Genomic DNA, 18,168 nt, shown 5'->3' with positions numbered 1-18,168 from the left:
ACTAATCAAAATTCGGCATGGTTACTATTTCATAATTTCTTTTTCCAAAAGGATTATAATTAGGACATCCTAAAGTTATAAAATTCTCCCATAAAGGTATTAAATGAGAAGGCTGTATAAATTCTTTTCTTTTTTTAGCGAAAACTTTCGAAATTGTTTTACTAAAAAATATAGAAAATTCTTCTTCTGAATGTTCTGATAATTCATTTAATAAATTATCTATCAATTCAATTATTTTTTCTTGTAATACATCCGAAGGAATTGCAGTTATCGTTAATAAATCTTCTTCTATCTCCATATCTAATCCTTCAGCAAATAATGAAGTTTTAATTGAATCTAATTTCTCTTTTTCAAGATCATAAACGGGTCTTTCTATTGGAAACAATAATTGTTGACTTAATACATTTCCCTTAAAATTTTTCATACGATTTTCATATAAAACAGTTTGATGAATTCTATAGGGATCTAAAATCCATAAATTTGAATCTTTTTCAATTATCCATCTACCATTAGATAAACGCAATAATAATGATTCATTGGCATTTTCAAAAGAATTATCAAATAAATCCGAAGTCAAAATTTCTTGCCTGGACGAAGTATATAATTCATTTAACTTTAGTTTTTCCTCAACGGTAGGTTTATTAGGAATTTTATCGAATGGATTATAGGTAGTACAAATATTTATTTTAGGTTCTACAACAGGATTATCTTTTCTAGCCAGAGAAAAACTCCATTCAGGATTTTGATCAAAATCCAAGCTTGGAACTATATTATATATACCTAAAGATTTCTTAATAGCTGTTTTTAGTAATGCATATATAGATGTCTCATCTTCAAATTTTACTTCTGTCTTAGTTGGATGAATATTTACGTCTATCCTTTCCGGATCAATATCTATATAAAGAAAAAAGGAAGGCAAAAAACGTGGTGGAATCAATCCTTCGAATGCATCTTGTACAGCCTTAGTTAAATAGGATGATCTGAAAAATCTTTGATTAACGAAAAAAAATTGTTCTCCTCTTGCTTTTTTAGCACTTTCCGGTTTACCTATAAAGCCACTTAGCTTTATCCAATCCAATTGCTCAGAAATAGGTACCAATTGATGTTGAATTTTCCTGCCAAATATTTCAGATATTCTTTGCATTAAACTTCCTGAACGAAGCCTTAATATTTCTTCACCATTATTAAATAATTGGAAATGAACTTCTTCATGCGCTAATGCCACCCTATGAAATTCATCTAAAATATGTCTGAATTCTACCGAGTTAGATTTAAGAAATTTCCTTCTTGCTGGTACATTAAAAAATAGATTTTTGATTAAAAATGAAGAACCAACTGCGGTATTTATCGGGACTTGGGAAATTATTTCGCCTCCTTCTATTATAATATGAGTTCCTATTTCATCCTCTTCTTTACGGGTTTTCAATTCAACCTGGGAAACTGCTGAGATAGAAGCTAATGCTTCACCTCTAAAGCCTTTTGTATGAATATGAAATATATCCTCAGTAGTAGTAATTTTTGAAGTAGCATGCCTTTCAAAGGACATTCTGGCATCAGTTGTGCTCATTCCAATTCCATTATCAACTACTTGAATTAAATTTCTACCTGCATCTTTAATTATAAGTTGTATTTGAGTTGTTTTTGCATCAATAGCATTTTCTAAAAGTTCCTTTACCACAGAAGAAGGTCTTTGTACTACTTCTCCTGCCGCTATCTGATTGGATACATTATCCGGAAGTAAGTGTATTATATCAGGCATAGTACAAAGTTATTAAAACTATTAGAAACCTCATCGTATCACCTTACTAAATAAAAAAACCTATAATTCTAATTTGTATATAAGTAGACTTTAATATACTCAAAAATATTAATATCAATATGTTATAGTATAGTTTTAAATTTTGTTAAATTAATTTTAACAAATAATAAATACATAATACTATTAATTTTTAAATTACCTGCTTTTTTATTTTTTCATTTTCCTCTTTATTATAGAAATCTACAAAATCTTCATACCCAATATATTTACATAATAGATCTAATATATACCTGTTTGGCTCACCTGTAGCGTTATCTATTCCTCCTATATATTTATCATAATATCTTATAAATGTCTTTTCACTAATGCATGTCTTATATTCTTTTTCTATCTTATAAGAAATATGTTTGGAAAGAGGTGTTTTTAACACAAGTAATGATTCTTTTTTAGCCTTATTAAAGGCCATATAGACTATTTTCTTTATTACTTCTTTATACCCCATATATTAAGTTCAAATAGTTAGTAAATACCTTTTATTTCAAACAATAAAATTTGTATTAAAACTTATAACATGTCTTTAAAAAGTCTATAATATGTCTTTATTTTGCTTTATATTATCAGTTAATTTGTATTTAAATTTTATTAGTATATTTTATAGCAAAGGTACTAAATGTATTCTAATAAGGAATAAAAAAGTAGCAGCATATCAATAGATATGGGAAGCCTATTAATCTGCTGCCTATTATTCCATGCTTCCCTATACATAAAGGTGAATTTCAATGCTGATAAATAACTAATTATTTATCTAATAATATTTAGATACCATATTATTTATGTAAAAATTAAACAAACATGAAAAAAATATCAATATCCGTATTAAGTTTATTTTTAAGCTTATTTATAGTGTCATGCAGCGACGATTATAATGATATTCCAATGCAAAAGTCATTCTCAGCAGATAGCGCTACTGAAGCAACATTAATTAATAATACAAATACAGGGGAAAATAATTCAGAAAATCAAGGAAATAAACTTTATAAAATAGATATTAGCGGAGAAACTGCACAAAATCCCGTTAGAAAAATGGATATTAGCGGGGAAACTGCACAAAATCCCGTTAGAAGAATGGATATTAGCGGAGAAACTGCACAAAATCCCGTTAGAAAAATGGATATTAGCGGGGAAACTGCACAAAATCCCGTTAGAAGAATGGATATTAGCGGAGAAACTGCGCAAATACCGGTATGGTAATTCAATCCATAAAAAAATGATAGAATCATAAACTAGATAAGATAATTTAATTTTCCAATAGTTTATAGATATTTATATGGCAAGGAATAATTTTATTCCTTGTCTTTTTTTATTATTATCTCTAAATTGCTTACAAAATATAACTTTTGCCCATATAATAACTTTTAACATGATAAATTAATATTTTTATATTCAGGGAAAAATGAAAACTTTTATTATATTTTTATCCTACACTATTATTTTATTACTTTACTTCCCTTCCTGCAAGGATTTTACCTTACGGAAAAAAAAATCTGATAATTCAATTAAATTATCAAAAATTAAAACTATTTCTTTTAATAACTATACCAATGAATCCATTCAATATACTTATAAGCAGATATATAAGCTAAAAAAAATTAAAAATAATTTAATGTTGGCCAATATATATTTTCAAATGGGGCATTATTATTTAAATAAAAATAGAAGTGACAGCGCATTTTATTATTTTAATCATGCGAAAGAAGCTTTTTCAATTGACAATAATAGTAATAACAATAATAATATATTTATCGGCAAAAGCTTAATTAATATGGCAATCATCCAAGCTAATGAGGGAGATTACATAGGAAGCGAAGAAACAGCTGTTGAAGCATTAAAATATATTAAAAATTCTCAAAATAACACATCATTATCTGCTGTATATAATTGTCTTGCAATATCTAAAACCGAACAAAAAGATTATGATCAAGCAATAAAATATTATAATTTGGCTTTGAATTTTTCAACTAATAAGATATCTGAAATTAACATAAAGAACAATGGTGCAGTGGTAAATATTAAAGCCGGAAATTATAATAATGCCATACAAATTTTAACGAATTTAAGCAAAGATCCATTTATAAATAATCGCCCCCTTCTTCAAGCACGTATAACTGATAACTTAGCTTATGCTAAATGGCTTTTTAACTCAAACTACAAGGCAGATAAAGACTTTTACCAAGCCTTAGAAATAAGAAAAAAAGCATTCGATACCATCGGACAAATAGCTAATCATTATCATTTATCGGAATATTTCGAAAAAACAAGTATTAAAAAGGCAATTTTCCATGCAAATAAAATGTATGATATCGCATTAAAACTGGGTAATATAGATGATCAATTGGCAGCGATGCAAAAAATTATTCTGTTGGACACCCCTTCGACTCATGAAAAAAATTATTTTAATGCATATATTAAGTTAAGTGATAAAATTAATTTAAAAAGAACTCAAGCTAAAAATCAGTTTGCTTTAATACGTTATGAAGTAGAACGAAACAAAGAAGAGAATGCCTTATTGAAGGCTGAAAATGCTCAAAAAAACTACCTTTTACTAAAACAAAAAGTTATGTTTGGTTCTGCAACATGTCTTACCATTTTAATTCTAATATTATTAATATTTTGGTATCGAAGAAGAAAAGCTAAATTCAGACAAGAAAAAATCGAAGAAGTACATAGAACAAAATTGAAATATTCTAAAAAGATTCACGATGAAGTTGCTAATGGAATTTACTTTTTGATGGTACAACTTGAAAATAATTCTGATGCAAAACCCACTAAAATAATTGATGAATTAGAAATATTATATCATAAATCCAGGGATATTTCTCATGATGCTGAATTTAAAATAGATTCTAAAGAAGAGTTTTCAATTACTTTACGAAACATGATAAAACCTTACGGTGCAAAAAATACACGAATTATATTAATTGGTAATGAACCTCATATCTGGGAAAATATTTCTGATGATAAAAAGGAAGAAATATACTATATTCTTAAAGAATTAATGACTAACATGAAAAAACACAGCCAAGCCGATATTGTTACATTAAAATTTAAAAATGAAGACTCTATAATTTCGATTGAATATTCAGATAATGGGGTAGGTTTAGCAGGGTCAGGTGGTATCCCTAACAAAGATTTAAAAGACATAAAAGATAGATTAAATCCGATACAGGGAAGTTTTTTTATCGATCACGAAAAAAAGATAGGCTTAGCAATAAAAATTATTATTTCAATCTAATTTATACTAATGTTTAAAAAAATACTTATTTCTGAGGATTTTGACAGTTATAATATAGGGGTTAAAAAAACTGTTGAGGAATTAAAAATTCCAATTATTGACCAAGCTTTTTATTGCGATGAAGCATTGTTGAAAATTAAAAGAGCAATTATAGATCATCAACCTTATGATTTGTTAATAACCGATTTGTCTTTTGCTTCGGATTACAGAGTACAAACACTAGAAAGTGGAGAAGATTTAATACTTGCAGCAAAAAATGAACAAGCCGACCTTAAAGTTATAGTTTTTTCGATTGAAAACAGGTTTCATAAAATAAAATCTATGTTTGACAGATATAAAATTAATGGATATGTTACTAAGGGAAGAAATGATACAAAAGAATTACAAAAAGCCATAATATCTGTAAACCAAAATGAGACCTATATTTCCAATGATAATTACAAATCAGCTCAAAACAATTTATATGAATTAACGGAGTATGATATCAACTTGTTAAAATTGCTTTCTCAAGGGTATACCCAAAAAGAGGTTGAACACCACTTAAAAGAGAAACAAATAGTACCTAACAGCGAGAGCTCTATTGAAAAGAGACTTGCCTTGTTAAGAGCTTCTTTTAACGCTAAAGATACTAAACAATTATTAAGTTTAATAATTGAGTTAGGAATCATTTAAAAAAATTTTACATTTTTTACAAGTATTTACGGATATCCATAAAATTTAATAGCCTACCAAGCATATATTTGCTATTATTTTAATCATATTATGTATATAAATGTTGTGTATATAAAAAATATAATTATATGACAACTTTTATATCCTATTGTTTTAATAAATATATTAATAGTTAGTTGAAAAGCGTGGTTAATTTATATTAGCCATGTTTTTTTTACCATTTTCAACAAAATTCAAATTTATTTTAACTTTGTATTTCAACTAAATTAATAATTTAGTTTAGACCAGTTTCCAATGATATAATAATTAAAAAATTTTATATAAAAAATTGTTTAATTAAAAATCTTTAAAAGGAATTTTTAACTGAAAATTTTTCTGCATATCCTCCATTAATTCGGATTTAGAATTTTTAATACTTATTCCAATTAACCTAATTTTTTTATCTATATTGACAGTATATAGTAATTCTAAGGCAATTTTATATAACAGAGGGAAATCAGTAATAAAACTTGTAATAGTTTTACTTTTTGAAATTACTTTAAAATCTGAATATTTAATCTTTAAAATAACTGTTCGACCCTTAAAAGAAATTTTATTCATTCTTTGTAACACGTCTCTACAGATGGAATCTAATTCAGAACATAATTTAGGTAAAGAATTTGTATCCTCCATCAATGTATTTTCTGATCCTACTGATTTCCGTATCCTATTGGGATTAACTTCCCTGTTATCTATTGCTCTGGCATTTAAATAATATACACTCCCCTGTTTACCAAAAAGTTTAATAAGTTCTTCTTCAGATTTTTGCTTAAGGTCCCATCCGGTATTTATTCCCAACTGATGCATTTTTTCTGCTGTTTTTTTACCTATTCCAAAAAAATTTTCAATTCTAAGATTTTCAACAAATTTTTCTGCTTTTTGTGGAGTAATTATAAATAATCCATCAGGTTTATTATAATCCGAAGCTATTTTTGCAAGAAATTTATTAAATGATATACCGGCAGAGGCTGTCAACCCTGTTTCTTTAAAAATTTTATCTTTAATTTCTTTAGCAATATCCCTGGCAAATTCCTTATTTTTCAAACTATTAGTCACATCTAAAAATGCTTCGTCAAAAGATAAAGGTTCTACTAAATCTGTATATTGAAAAAAAATATTCCTTATTTGTTTTGAAACAGAACGATAAATTTCAAATCGTGCGGAAGTAAAAATTAGATTCGGACACCGTTGAATTGCTTGTTTGGAGGACATTGCTGAATGAACCCCAAATTTTCTTGCTTCATAACTGGCTGCTGCTACTACTCCTCTTTCTCCTGAAAATCCAACGGCCAAAGGTTTTCCTCTAAATTCTTCATGATCCCTTTGCTCTATTGAAGCATAGAATGCATCCATATCTATATGAATTATTTTACGCACAATGATATAATTACGAAAGGTGTCTCTTTAAAAATATAATTTTGTATTAACTTTATTATAGATATATGATTGACTGTTCAATTTTCTACTCCACAAAATTAGATATTAATTTAATTATGAAAGACTTTTAATAGTTAAATTAACCTAAATAAAAATGATATTTCCAAAAATGGTAGTTAAATTATGAAATATTTTGTACTAAATTAATCCCCCCCTAATCTAATAAATATATATTTGTAATAGAATTTTTTACTATAATTTATTTCTAAAATTAATTTGAGAATATTTTTTGTATTGTATGTATATTTAACCAATATTTTTATGAGTTAATTACACTTACTACATGTTATTACTCAAAATTATCCGAATATTTTCAAACATAATTTTTATTTTAAGTTATATAAAGTTAATACATGCAATATCAGTTTTTTTTAAATTTTTTTATAACCTTTTATGAATGAAAAATTTTTAATTACACATTAGTATAATTAGGTCATATTCTGGTATTTTTTATACAAAAGAAAAGACAGAATCAAATAAGTAAAAATATTATAATAATAAGGCTATAAATTACTTATTAATTAAAAATGGCATGATTTATGACGGGAATATTTTTTTAAAATTTTTTTGAAATTTTAAGCTATACATATGAAATTATATTGTTTTATTGTAATCTTATTTATAGGATTACTTAGTTGTAAGAAAGAAGATAAAAAAAAATTAAATAATATATCTGAAAAGCTTAATACTTCTATTTCAGATTCAAATTCTCATATAGATTCAGTTATATCACATAACAAATCAAAAAAACATAGTAATCTTCTGGTTAAAAAAGATTCATTAATTAATCTTAATCATTCTGATAGTAAAAATGCTCATAGACATGATAGTGCAACTAAAGAACGTAACGATCATAATAAAATTTTCGGATTAAAATCTGATAAAGGAATTGCAAAAGATTCATCGAATAAATATTACATATATTTATCATTTGATGACGGACCACAATTACCGGGTACCTATAACTGCAAAAATATATTAGAAAAGTATAACGTAAGAGCTACTTTTTTCATGATTGGTGTTCATAATACGGGATTAGTACGAGAAAAATTGGTAGATTCTTTAAATGATAACCCCTTATTTATAGTTTGCAATCATAGTGATACTCATGCAAATAATAAGTATAGTTTATTTTATAAGAATGCTAAAAATGCTCTACAAGATTTTCTAACGGCTGAAAGTAAATTAAAACTTAAGCATAAGCTAGCTCGACTTCCCGGCAGAAACACCTGGGCAGTAAATCATCAAATCAAAGGAGAGTCATCGGCGTTCGATGTTGCCAAAAAGCTGGATTCTATAGGTTATTCTATATTTGGATGGGATTTGGAATGGAGGTTTGTTCATAGTAATATTCCGGTGGAAAGTGCTTCTGAAATGATTAAAAAAGTAAAAAACACTTTGAAAAGTGGTAGAACACATTACCCCAACTCAATAGTAATCTTGATGCATGACAGAATGTTTGATAAACCTCAATATGCTGACTCTTTACAGAAATTTATTTCTGCTTTGAAAAATGATAAGCAATATATATTTGAAACTCTTGATAAGTACCCTATTTTATCTGCAGAAAAAATTAAATAATCTTTTGACTTTTTTGGCGTTTTTAAGTCTTTAATATATAAAAATACACATCTAAATTATCATTTGACATTACGTATGTATTGATTTTGATCTAAATACAAGTGTTATAATTATTATTTTAACAACCTATTATATGAATTTTACTTACCGTTATATTGATTCATAGTATTATTTAACCCTGAGAAAATAAAGGACAGTATTGCTTCTGAACCGGTATCGATTCTTTCACTTAGGACCTTCTTTTCTTCTTCATCCCATTCTCCTAAAACGTATTCAACTTGTTTACCTTTTAAATAGTTATTTCCAATTCCAAAACGAAAACGTGGATATTGTTGGGTAAGTAACTTTTCTTCAATGCTTTTTAATCCATTATGTCCCGCATTGCTCCCTTTAGATTTTATACGAATTGTACCTAATGGCAGGCTTAAATCATCACAGATAATAAGACAATTCTCAAGGTTTATATTTTCTTTCGTAATCCAATATTTAACTGCATTACCGCTTAAATTCATATAGGTATCGGGTTTTAGTATAAAAATTTTTCTTCCTTTGTATGAAGTTTCACAAACTTGACCGAAATTTTGTGCTTTAAAAGTACTACCTAATTTTTGAACTAATTTTTCTACTATTAAAAAACCTATATTATGCCGAGTATTGCTGTATCTCTCTCCTATATTTCCTAAGCCTACTATCAGGTATTTATTCATAATATTTAGATTATTAATCTTAATACTATAAAAATAATTATTTTTTCTTATAATATCTTTTTATTCTTACCAGTTCAAAAGGAAGCTTTAAAGAATAAGAAAATTTTACTTTAGAATCACCTACATCTCTCCATGCTTCTAAAGGAATTTCTTTTGCTCTTTTTTCTACATTTTCTTTACCAACAATATTCATGAATTTAAAGAAAATTTCAATATCAAAACTCCAATTGGATATAAATGGATCTGTAAAAATCTTTTTTGCTATTTCATTGGAGAATGCTTTTGCTCCACATTGAGTATCGTATACAGGTAAATCCAACATAGAGCTGGATAAAGTAGCAAAAATTCTTCCAATTAAATGACGATGTAATTTTCTTTTTATTTGTGAACCGATTCTCCTAACTCGGGAACCAAAAACAAAAATAATATTTCCCTTCATGTATGAACATATACGACAATATTCATCAACTGATGTGGCAAGGTCGGCATCTAAATATCCTAAAATATCAAAATTTTTCCACTTAAAAGCTTCATTGATCCCAGTAAAAATTGCTGCTGCTTTTCCTGCATTTTGCTTTTTATCGACTACCAAAACTTTATCAGGAAACTTTTGATTTAATTCATTTAATATTTTTAATGTTTGATCCGTGCTGCCATCATTTACAAAACAAAAGGAAAGATTATTTTCTTCTGCAAGACTTTTTTCAAATTCTTTAATGGGCAGTCTGAATTCTTCATTATAACAAGGAACAACTACACAATTAGTTTTCATGATTTATGTATTATATATTAATTATTTAATTATGATCGCTTTTTTATTAAAATATTCAGCCATGGAAGCATTATAAAAATGTTTAGGATCATGACTTAAATCGGAATGATATATGATTCGTGGTTTAGTTTGTATTGGAGACAAATATACTGTATCTTCCTTAGATTTTTGAATAATCTCATATCTTTTATGAACTTCTTCTTTGTATTTTTTTGCTTTACCACTAACTATATCATCGTATGAATAGTAAATATTATTACTAAAATCATAGTCTTCACTATCTCTAATAGCAAAAGTATAACCTAAAACTAGAATTAGCAAAGAAATATTTATTAAAAACTGAGGCAGATGAATTTTATTTATAAATGAACGATTTATTAATTTGTGACAGAAAATCATTAATAATATCAAAATCATCAAAAATATTACATTAACCGTTCTTAAAGGAGGATAAGTTCCTAAGGTGTATATACTAGGAAAGCACCCTATAAATATTACAATTAAAAATAGAGGTGTATAAAAATAATAAGGAAGAGACAGCCATGTAAATCTCATTTTTTGTAAAGGTTTTCTAAGATTATAGAATGCCAAGAATATAATTAAAAATGAAAGGAATGAATATCTAAAAATTATTACTATTGTTTTTTTTAATGATCTGAATATAATCTCTGAAAATGAATAGGGATTGATTACAGAATGGGAACGCTCATAATTTCCCGGTGCAATTAGTATAAAAATCGTTAAAAGTCCTGTCCATACAAAAAGATAAAAATATAGGGTAAAAAAATTCCTAGTTTTACTAAAATTATATGTAAGCAATAAAAAATTGTATAAAAGCAAATAAATCATGGAGATTTCATTACAGCCTACAATAAGGAAAATCAGAAGAAATAGAATCAGGTTCCCTAATTTTTTTTTCTTAGAAATCTTAGCAGAAAATCCTATATATAATACAAACAAAATGTTACTAAGATGATAGGTAGCTGCTCCGGAAAGCCAATAAAAGGCTGAATTAATTTCGGGTAATTGAAATATATATACAAAAGACAGTACTGATGCAAGTTTAATTGATAATATTTTGTTTTTCACCTGCTGATAAAACATAAAATAGGAAGCACATATAAATAATACGATCATTAAAGCAGAAATCATTCTATACCCGAAGAAACTGCCCCAATGGATTGGATCTGCAATTAAAATGGCTGTAGCAATGTATCTGCTACCCCAATGCATATATTCATAATATTGTGTATAAAAAAAAGAATTTTTACATAATTTTATAGCATATGTATAATCATCAGCCGAAGGTTCATTATAAAAAGAAAGATATAATAGTGGAATGGTGACCACAAATAATAATAGGATAATGAGTTTATCAAATATGCTGAATATACGCGATTGACTCATGTAATAATACTTATAAAATATAATAAACGCGAAGATACATTTTTTTTGATATGGTCTAATTGTTATTGATTAATAAAAGCGTTTATTCTTTCCAAAAAATTTACCAAATCATCTATTTTCGATACATTCTCTTTTCTTAAGTAAAGTTGTAAATTATCATTTATTTTTTTTTGTTTTAAAGTAGCTTCAAACGGATTATTTTGTAAATATTCAAGAACTTTCTTGAAAATATCTGATTGATAATATTTAGATTGAGCCTTGACAGGAAAATAAGCCAATAATACATTATTTTTAACCAATAATTTTTCAAATCCAATATATTTTGAAATCCACTTTAATTTTACACTTTTTAATAAACCTTGAGTTTGATTAGGCAATTTTCCAAAGCGATCGATAAGCTCATTTTTAAAATTTATTAGCTCCTGCTCATTATCAATCTCAGATAATTTTTGATAAAGTGAAAATCTTTCTTCTACCTTATTTACATAGTGATCAGGTATTAATAATTCGAAATCAGTATCAATTTGAATATCTGAAATAAATTCTTTTTTCTCCTTTTCTTCAACAAATAAATCTGAAAATTCATCTTCTTTCAATTCTTCTATAGCCTCATTTAATATTTGCTGATAAGCCTCGAAACCTATTTCTGCAAAAAAACCACTTTGCTCAGCACCTAATAAATCTCCGGCTCCGCGTATCTCCAAATCTTTCATCGCTATATTAAATCCGGAACCTAGATCAGAAAATTGTTCAATAGCTTGTAAACGCTTTCTGGCTTCAGAAGTTATAACATCTAAAGGCGGAGTAATAAGATAACAAAAAGCTTTTCGGTTGGATCTTCCTACCCTTCCCCTCATTTGATGTAAATCTGCTAAACCGAATCTTTGAGCATCGTTAATGAAAATAGTATTTGCATTAGGGACATCTAACCCTGATTCTATAATTGTCGTTGAAATTAATACATCGTAATTACCCTCCATAAAGTCAATCATAATTTTTTCAAGCTTCTTTCCCTCCATTTGACCATGTCCAATTGCAATTCGGGCCATGGGTACCAAACGTTTGATTATTCCGGCCAGTACATCCAAATTTTCAATTCTATTATTAATGAATAATATTTGTCCTTCTCTATTTAATTCATAAATTACTGCATCTCGTATTTGTTCTTCATTAAAACCGATAAGTTGAGTGTGAACCGGTTGTCTATTGGGGGGTGGCGTCTTAATTACAGACATATCACGAGCCGCCATCAAAGAAAATTGTAACGTTCTAGGTATAGGTGTAGCCGTTAATGTTAATGTATCCACCGTAGTTTTTAATGTCTTTAATTTGTCTTTTACGGAAACTCCGAATTTATGTTCTTCGTCAATAATTAATAAACCCAAATCTTTAAAAACTACATCTTTACCAATTAGCTGATGGGTCCCTATAATAATATCTATTTTTCCTTCTGCAAGAGACTTAATTATTTCTTTTTTTTGTCCTGCCGTTTTAAACCGATTTAAATATTCAATACGTACAGGAAAATCTTTTAATCTGGATACAAAAGTTTTATAATGTTGTAGAGCCAATATAGTTGTCGGAACCATAACGGCGCTTTGTTTTCCGTCAGTTGCTGCTTTAAACGCAGCTCTTATGGCAATTTCCGTTTTACCAAATCCTACATCTCCACATATGAGCCTATCCATAGCAATAGGTTTTTCCATATCATTTTTTACATCTTGAGTGGCTTTTTCCTGATCAGGGGTATCTTCATACATAAATGAGGCTTCCAACTCATTTTGTAAATATCCATCTGGTGAAAATGCAAATCCCGGCTTGGTTTTTCTATCGGCATATAATTTTATAAGATCAAAAGCAACTTCTTTAACCTTTCTTTTTGCTTTATTCTTAAGGTTTTTCCATGCTGCCGAACCTAATTGGTTAAGAGTAATCTCTCCCCCTTCTTTTCCTGAAAATTTAGAAATTTTATGTAAAGAATGAATATTTACATACAAAATATCATTATTTTTATAAACTAACTTAATCGTTTCTTGTAACTTATCATCATTTTTAATTTTCACCAACCCCATAAATTTACCAATCCCATGATCGATATGGGTTACAAAATCCCCCACTTTCAAGTCCGTGAGCTCTTTTAATGTCAAAGATTCCGACTTTGAAAATGAGTTTCGTAAATTATAACGATGATATCTTTCGAAAATTTGATGATCCGTATATATAAGAAATTTAGCATTATGATCAATAAATCCTTTACTTACATTTGCATGAAATCCCGTAAAGGGAATTTCTTTTTCTATTTCTGAAAAAATATCTTGCAACCTAGTTTCCTGTTTTTCTGACTGAAAAGCTATATAAGTTTGGTAATGTTGCTTTTCTTTCTCTAACAAATCTTGTCCTAAAAATTCAAATTGCTTATGAAAGCTAGGTTGTTCCGTTTGATCCAATCGTACCGATTTGTATTCAGTAAAATAAGGTATCGAAGAAAATTCGATGAAAGAATTATCTTTTACTTTTGAAATAAGCTCATGGGGTTGTAAATACAATTCCTTTGGCTCACTACGTTTTATATTTTGTTTTAGGGAAGTATAGACTTCTTCTGCTTTAGAAAATTTATTTTCAATTCTAGCTATGGATATGGATAAATCTTTACTTATAAATATCGTATCAGGAGGCAAATAATCTAAAAATGAAACTTTAAAAGTTTCATTATATGAATTATCAATATTGGGAACTACCATAAACTCATCAACTTTCTCCACAGATAATTGAGTCTCAATATTAAATTTGCGGATAGTTTCTATTTCATTACCAAAAAAACCTACACGATAGGGCATTTCATCAGAATAAGAAAATACATCTAAAATTCCACCTCTTAGCGAAAATTCGCCGGGCTGAGTTACCATATCGGCTCTTTTAAAATGAAAGCTGAATAGCGTTTCATTAAGAAAATCAGCATCTATTTTTTCGCCTATTTTTATTTTTAAACTAATTGAATTTAACTCAGATTTAGTAATTACTTTTTCAAACAACGCGTCTGCATAGGTAATAATAATTTTAGGATTTTGTGTTCGGTTCATACTGTTAATAACTTCAGTACGTAAGACCACATTTGCGTTTTGCACTTCCTCAATTTGATAGGGGATTAAATGCGAAGTAGGATAAAACAAAACTTTATCTTTCCCAAACATATCTTCAATCTCATTTAAAGCATAAGCTGCTTCTTCTTTATCCGAAAAGAGTATTAATACTGTTCTTTTTAAAGAACTATATAAATAACTGCTGTAAATATTTATATAGGATCCTGCAGCACCTAACACAGATAATTTTATGTTATTTTTTTCTTCTAAAAATATGTTTACTTCCGAATTTAAAATACTCTTTTTTAAAATCGGAAAAATTGAGTGTATAATAGAATTTGTATTCAAAACAAAGTAAAGGTACAAAATTTGTTAGAAATTCAATTATTTAATTATTTAACATATCAGTGTTTAATTATTTTAATTATGTTTTTTTTCTTAAATAAAATTAAAATAATATTACATATAAAAAAATAAATAATAATATTTATATGTAATAATAAAAATATTAAATATTTAAATAAATTGATAAATTCATTAGTTTATGATAATTTTGTAATCTACTTTAATTTAGATTAGTGTATAAATTTATTACGGGAAAGGAATATAAAGTAAAGATAATTTATAATCTTATCCCACATTAGAACAGTCAATGAGACAACTTATTATATTAAAAGAAGCTGTATATTGCTTACTTAAATTTGTAAAAAATAATTACTCTTTTTACAACACCTGGTACTCTGATTAATTTTTCTCAAATATTATGAATCAATTCTAATTTAAAAGATACTAATAAATAATAATTTTAGATATTATATAGACTGTATTAGTTGGAATAATAACCCTGGAGTATTAATCAATGTTAATTATAGTAAGATAATATATTCCTATAATTTATTTTGCATAAAAGTTGATAAAGAGACAGCCAATTCTTTAGATGAAAATTGGAAAATAACAGATAACAAATGATAATATATTTCCCACTTATATTTTATGGCGATTTTCAAGGAATAACTATATTCCCATTTATTTTTATACGATATAAACATTTAAAAAGAAATAAAATATTAATTAACCACGAGAGAATACATTTAAGACAACAACTTGAAATGTTTTGGATATTTTTCTTTGTATTTTATATAGCTGAATATATACATAATCTTATAAAATATAAAAATGCACATATTGCCTATAGTGAAATAAGTTTTGAAAAGGAGGCCTATGTAAATGAATTAAATTTAGATTATTTGAAAAAAAGGAAATTTTGGGCTTTCATAAAGTATATAAAATAACAATTATAAATATAAAAAGACTATTTATAAAGAGTAATATAAAAGATCGCTTTGTACAATTAAAGTAGCCATGCTATAATGCAATTTCTTTATGTTGGAATGAATACTACATTACTTTCAAATTTTTTCTATAATATTGAAAAATCATACGCATTTACTTTTATTATATTATAATGAGTACCATCGCAATAGAATAACACGTTAGAAGCATATGGTCCTTTTAAATAATCTTTAAAGTTTATATTGGGATCTTATATCTCCATAAACCATAAGCAAGGAAATAAGGATTTCGTGTTTTTTTTTAACTTCTACCTATATAAGCAATCTGTTTATCTATATTATTTTATTACAAACTAAATCCCTAAATTTTATATTATAACTAATGTAATTATTTTCTAATTTTATAAAATATATTCATATTAATTTATATATATCTAATTTCCATCAATACTACGTAATCAATTATATAATTTTTTTTCAAGCTACTAAACGAATTTACCATGTAGTGAAACAACTAATTATATCAATCAGAATAGAATTTATAACAGTTTATTTTAACATCAAACCTACTTTTTATATACCTGTAAAGCCTTGTTAACCTAATATTTACATTATTGAATCTTATAAAAATTAATAACTTTTTAATTTTAAGCAAATTCACAAGTTTTTTGAAATAATCTGAAGATATACCATGTATTAGTCTTATAAAGAGTAAAGCAGGACTCATATGAGACCTGCTTTATTTTTTACTTATAATTTAAATAAAATTAATATTTATAAAGTGCTGCATAAAGTGTTGCCTTTGCATAATAAGGGACTATACCTATAATATGATCACCTACAGTAGGGATAAAGGTTACATTTCCACCTGCTTTTTTCTGATTTTCAGAAAAATCATAGGCATTTTGATAATAAACAGAAACATCGGAAGTCCCATGCGTCATTATAAATCTACATTTATTTTTCCAAGGTTTAACGCTATTTTCTTTAAGTATTTCATTCATATAAGAAATGCTCGGGTCGGTATCAAGATATTTAATAAATTTTTCGGTATATATATCCTTAGGCCTGTTTGAAAAATATAGATTTAATAGTAATTCATAATGAGTTCCATCAAACCAAGAAAGGGATTTGGAAGCATAAGGCTCTTTTAAAAAATCGTTGATATTTATATACGGATAGGCATTTTCCTTATACCCCCACAAACCATAAGAAAGAAAAAAATGATGTTGAGTTTTTTCAGTACCTCTAACTATATCCGCAATTTGCTTTAAATTACAAGGAGTACCACCTGTAAGCAACAAGCCAACTGATTGACCATGTGAAGGGTTAGTTTCAATTTCCCGTGCTAAAGAAGAAGCTACAAAACCACCTAAAGAATATCCGGTAATTATTAAATCCTTTTTATATTTATATCCTTTTTTGGTTAAGGTTCTTTGAGCAGACTTTAATAAATCCAACGTAGAATTAACCATAGCTTTTGAATCTAAATACGGATGTTGACATTGTTTATATGAATCTCCAAATCCGGGATAATCAGGGAAGAAAACTATAAAGCCGCTACAAGCCTGAAGCGTCCAAAAAGCTAAGTAATTAAAATGAAAATCATTATCCATCCATTTAAATCCTTGAAACACATTAGAAGGAGCCATTTTATTATAGGTATACGTTGGAGGTGGAGCAATAATTATACGGTGTTTAAATATATTATTACAGATAAATTTTGTAGGCAATAACAATACTCCTGATACATCAATGGTCCCCCCTAAACGATTGGGATGAGAGGTTTTAGCTTTTACTTTTATAACCTGAACATAAGGTTGTGATCTTCGCGTTTTAGAAGGTTCATTTAATTTTAAATTTGATACACTTACTCCAGACTTAATTAAATTTTCCCTTATATCTAATAAAGTACTGTAATCCAAAGTTCCAATTTCCTCAAAATCATTTGACCAACCTGATACTGAATTAGATAATGATTCATCAGAATTTACGGAACTTGAAGACACTTCATCAAGACTATCTTCGCTAGTACATGATTGCATTGTTAATATCATCCCTAAAAAAGAAAAGATGATAAACCTAAATGTAAATTTTTTCATAATTTTAATTTATAAATTTATTTTTAAT

At 27.1% G+C, this 18,168-nt stretch carries 12 protein-coding genes; 4 read left to right on the top strand and 8 right to left on the bottom strand.

The window, feature by feature from the left end; all coding sequences use genetic code 11:
- Nucleotide 1: 1 nt before the first annotated feature.
- Both mutL and ASC36_RS03775 read right to left on the bottom strand, forming a co-directional pair.
- The gene (gene mutL, locus ASC36_RS03780) at nt 2–1,759 is read right to left on the bottom strand and encodes a DNA mismatch repair endonuclease MutL (RefSeq protein ID WP_055425161.1); all 1,758 of its coding nucleotides are present in this window, start codon (nt 1,757–1,759) and stop codon (nt 2–4) included.
- 190 nt (nt 1,760–1,949) lie between these two features.
- Complete coding sequence (locus tag ASC36_RS03775; protein WP_055425160.1) at nt 1,950–2,261, bottom strand: hypothetical protein; 312 nt, start codon at nt 2,259–2,261, stop codon at nt 1,950–1,952.
- 350 nt (nt 2,262–2,611) lie between these two features.
- Between ASC36_RS03775 and ASC36_RS03770 the strand changes: the two genes are divergently transcribed.
- From ASC36_RS03770 to ASC36_RS03760, 3 genes are all read left to right on the top strand, one after another.
- The gene (locus ASC36_RS03770; protein WP_055425159.1) at nt 2,612–3,010 is read left to right on the top strand and encodes a hypothetical protein; all 399 of its coding nucleotides are present in this window, start codon (nt 2,612–2,614) and stop codon (nt 3,008–3,010) included.
- A gap of 202 nt (nt 3,011–3,212) precedes the next feature.
- The gene (locus ASC36_RS03765) at nt 3,213–5,051 is read left to right on the top strand and encodes a tetratricopeptide repeat-containing sensor histidine kinase (RefSeq protein ID WP_055425158.1); all 1,839 of its coding nucleotides are present in this window, start codon (nt 3,213–3,215) and stop codon (nt 5,049–5,051) included.
- A gap of 9 nt (nt 5,052–5,060) precedes the next feature.
- On the top strand, nt 5,061–5,723 hold the full coding sequence (locus tag ASC36_RS03760) for a helix-turn-helix domain-containing protein (protein WP_055425157.1): 663 nt from the start codon (nt 5,061–5,063) through the stop codon (nt 5,721–5,723).
- Between the two features lie 336 nt (nt 5,724–6,059).
- On the opposite strand, the gene dinB is transcribed toward ASC36_RS03760, so the two are convergent.
- Nucleotides 6,060–7,139: a DNA polymerase IV gene (gene dinB / locus ASC36_RS03755; protein ID WP_073961204.1), complete on the bottom strand. Its 1,080-nt coding sequence runs from the start codon at nt 7,137–7,139 to the stop codon at nt 6,060–6,062.
- Nucleotides 7,140–7,787: 648 nt separating this feature from the next.
- On the opposite strand from dinB, the gene ASC36_RS03750 reads away from it, so the two are divergent.
- Complete coding sequence (locus ASC36_RS03750) at nt 7,788–8,780, top strand: polysaccharide deacetylase family protein (protein WP_055425156.1); 993 nt, start codon at nt 7,788–7,790, stop codon at nt 8,778–8,780.
- A gap of 140 nt (nt 8,781–8,920) precedes the next feature.
- Here ASC36_RS03750 and pth read toward each other — a convergent pair whose 3' ends face one another.
- From pth to ASC36_RS03720, 5 genes are all read right to left on the bottom strand, one after another.
- Nucleotides 8,921–9,487, bottom strand: coding sequence for an aminoacyl-tRNA hydrolase (gene pth, locus ASC36_RS03745; protein WP_055425155.1), 567 nt, complete (start codon nt 9,485–9,487; stop codon nt 8,921–8,923).
- Nucleotides 9,488–9,524: 37 nt separating this feature from the next.
- On the bottom strand, nt 9,525–10,259 hold the full coding sequence (locus ASC36_RS03740; protein ID WP_055425154.1) for a glycosyltransferase: 735 nt from the start codon (nt 10,257–10,259) through the stop codon (nt 9,525–9,527).
- 21 nt (nt 10,260–10,280) lie between these two features.
- Nucleotides 10,281–11,666: a DUF6056 family protein gene (locus ASC36_RS03735; RefSeq protein WP_141656192.1), complete on the bottom strand. Its 1,386-nt coding sequence runs from the start codon at nt 11,664–11,666 to the stop codon at nt 10,281–10,283.
- Between the two features lie 62 nt (nt 11,667–11,728).
- Nucleotides 11,729–15,094 carry a transcription-repair coupling factor gene (gene mfd, locus ASC36_RS03730; RefSeq protein ID WP_055425152.1) on the bottom strand — a complete coding sequence of 1,122 codons (3,366 nt, stop codon included), beginning with the start codon at nt 15,092–15,094 and terminating at the stop codon, nt 11,729–11,731.
- A 1,711-nt stretch (nt 15,095–16,805) separates the two neighbouring features.
- Entirely contained in the window at nt 16,806–18,140 is a 1,335-nt protein-coding gene (locus tag ASC36_RS03720; RefSeq protein ID WP_055425150.1) for an alpha/beta hydrolase family protein, read from the bottom strand.
- Nucleotides 18,141–18,168: the final 28 nt, after the last annotated feature.

Origin of the sequence: Apibacter mensalis, assembly GCF_001418685.1 — a bacterium.
In the GTDB taxonomy this organism is placed as follows: Bacteria; Bacteroidota; Bacteroidia; order Flavobacteriales; family Weeksellaceae; genus Apibacter; species Apibacter mensalis.
The sequence above is the reverse complement of the archived record's forward strand: the minus strand, read 5'-3'. Positions and strand labels throughout refer to the sequence as shown.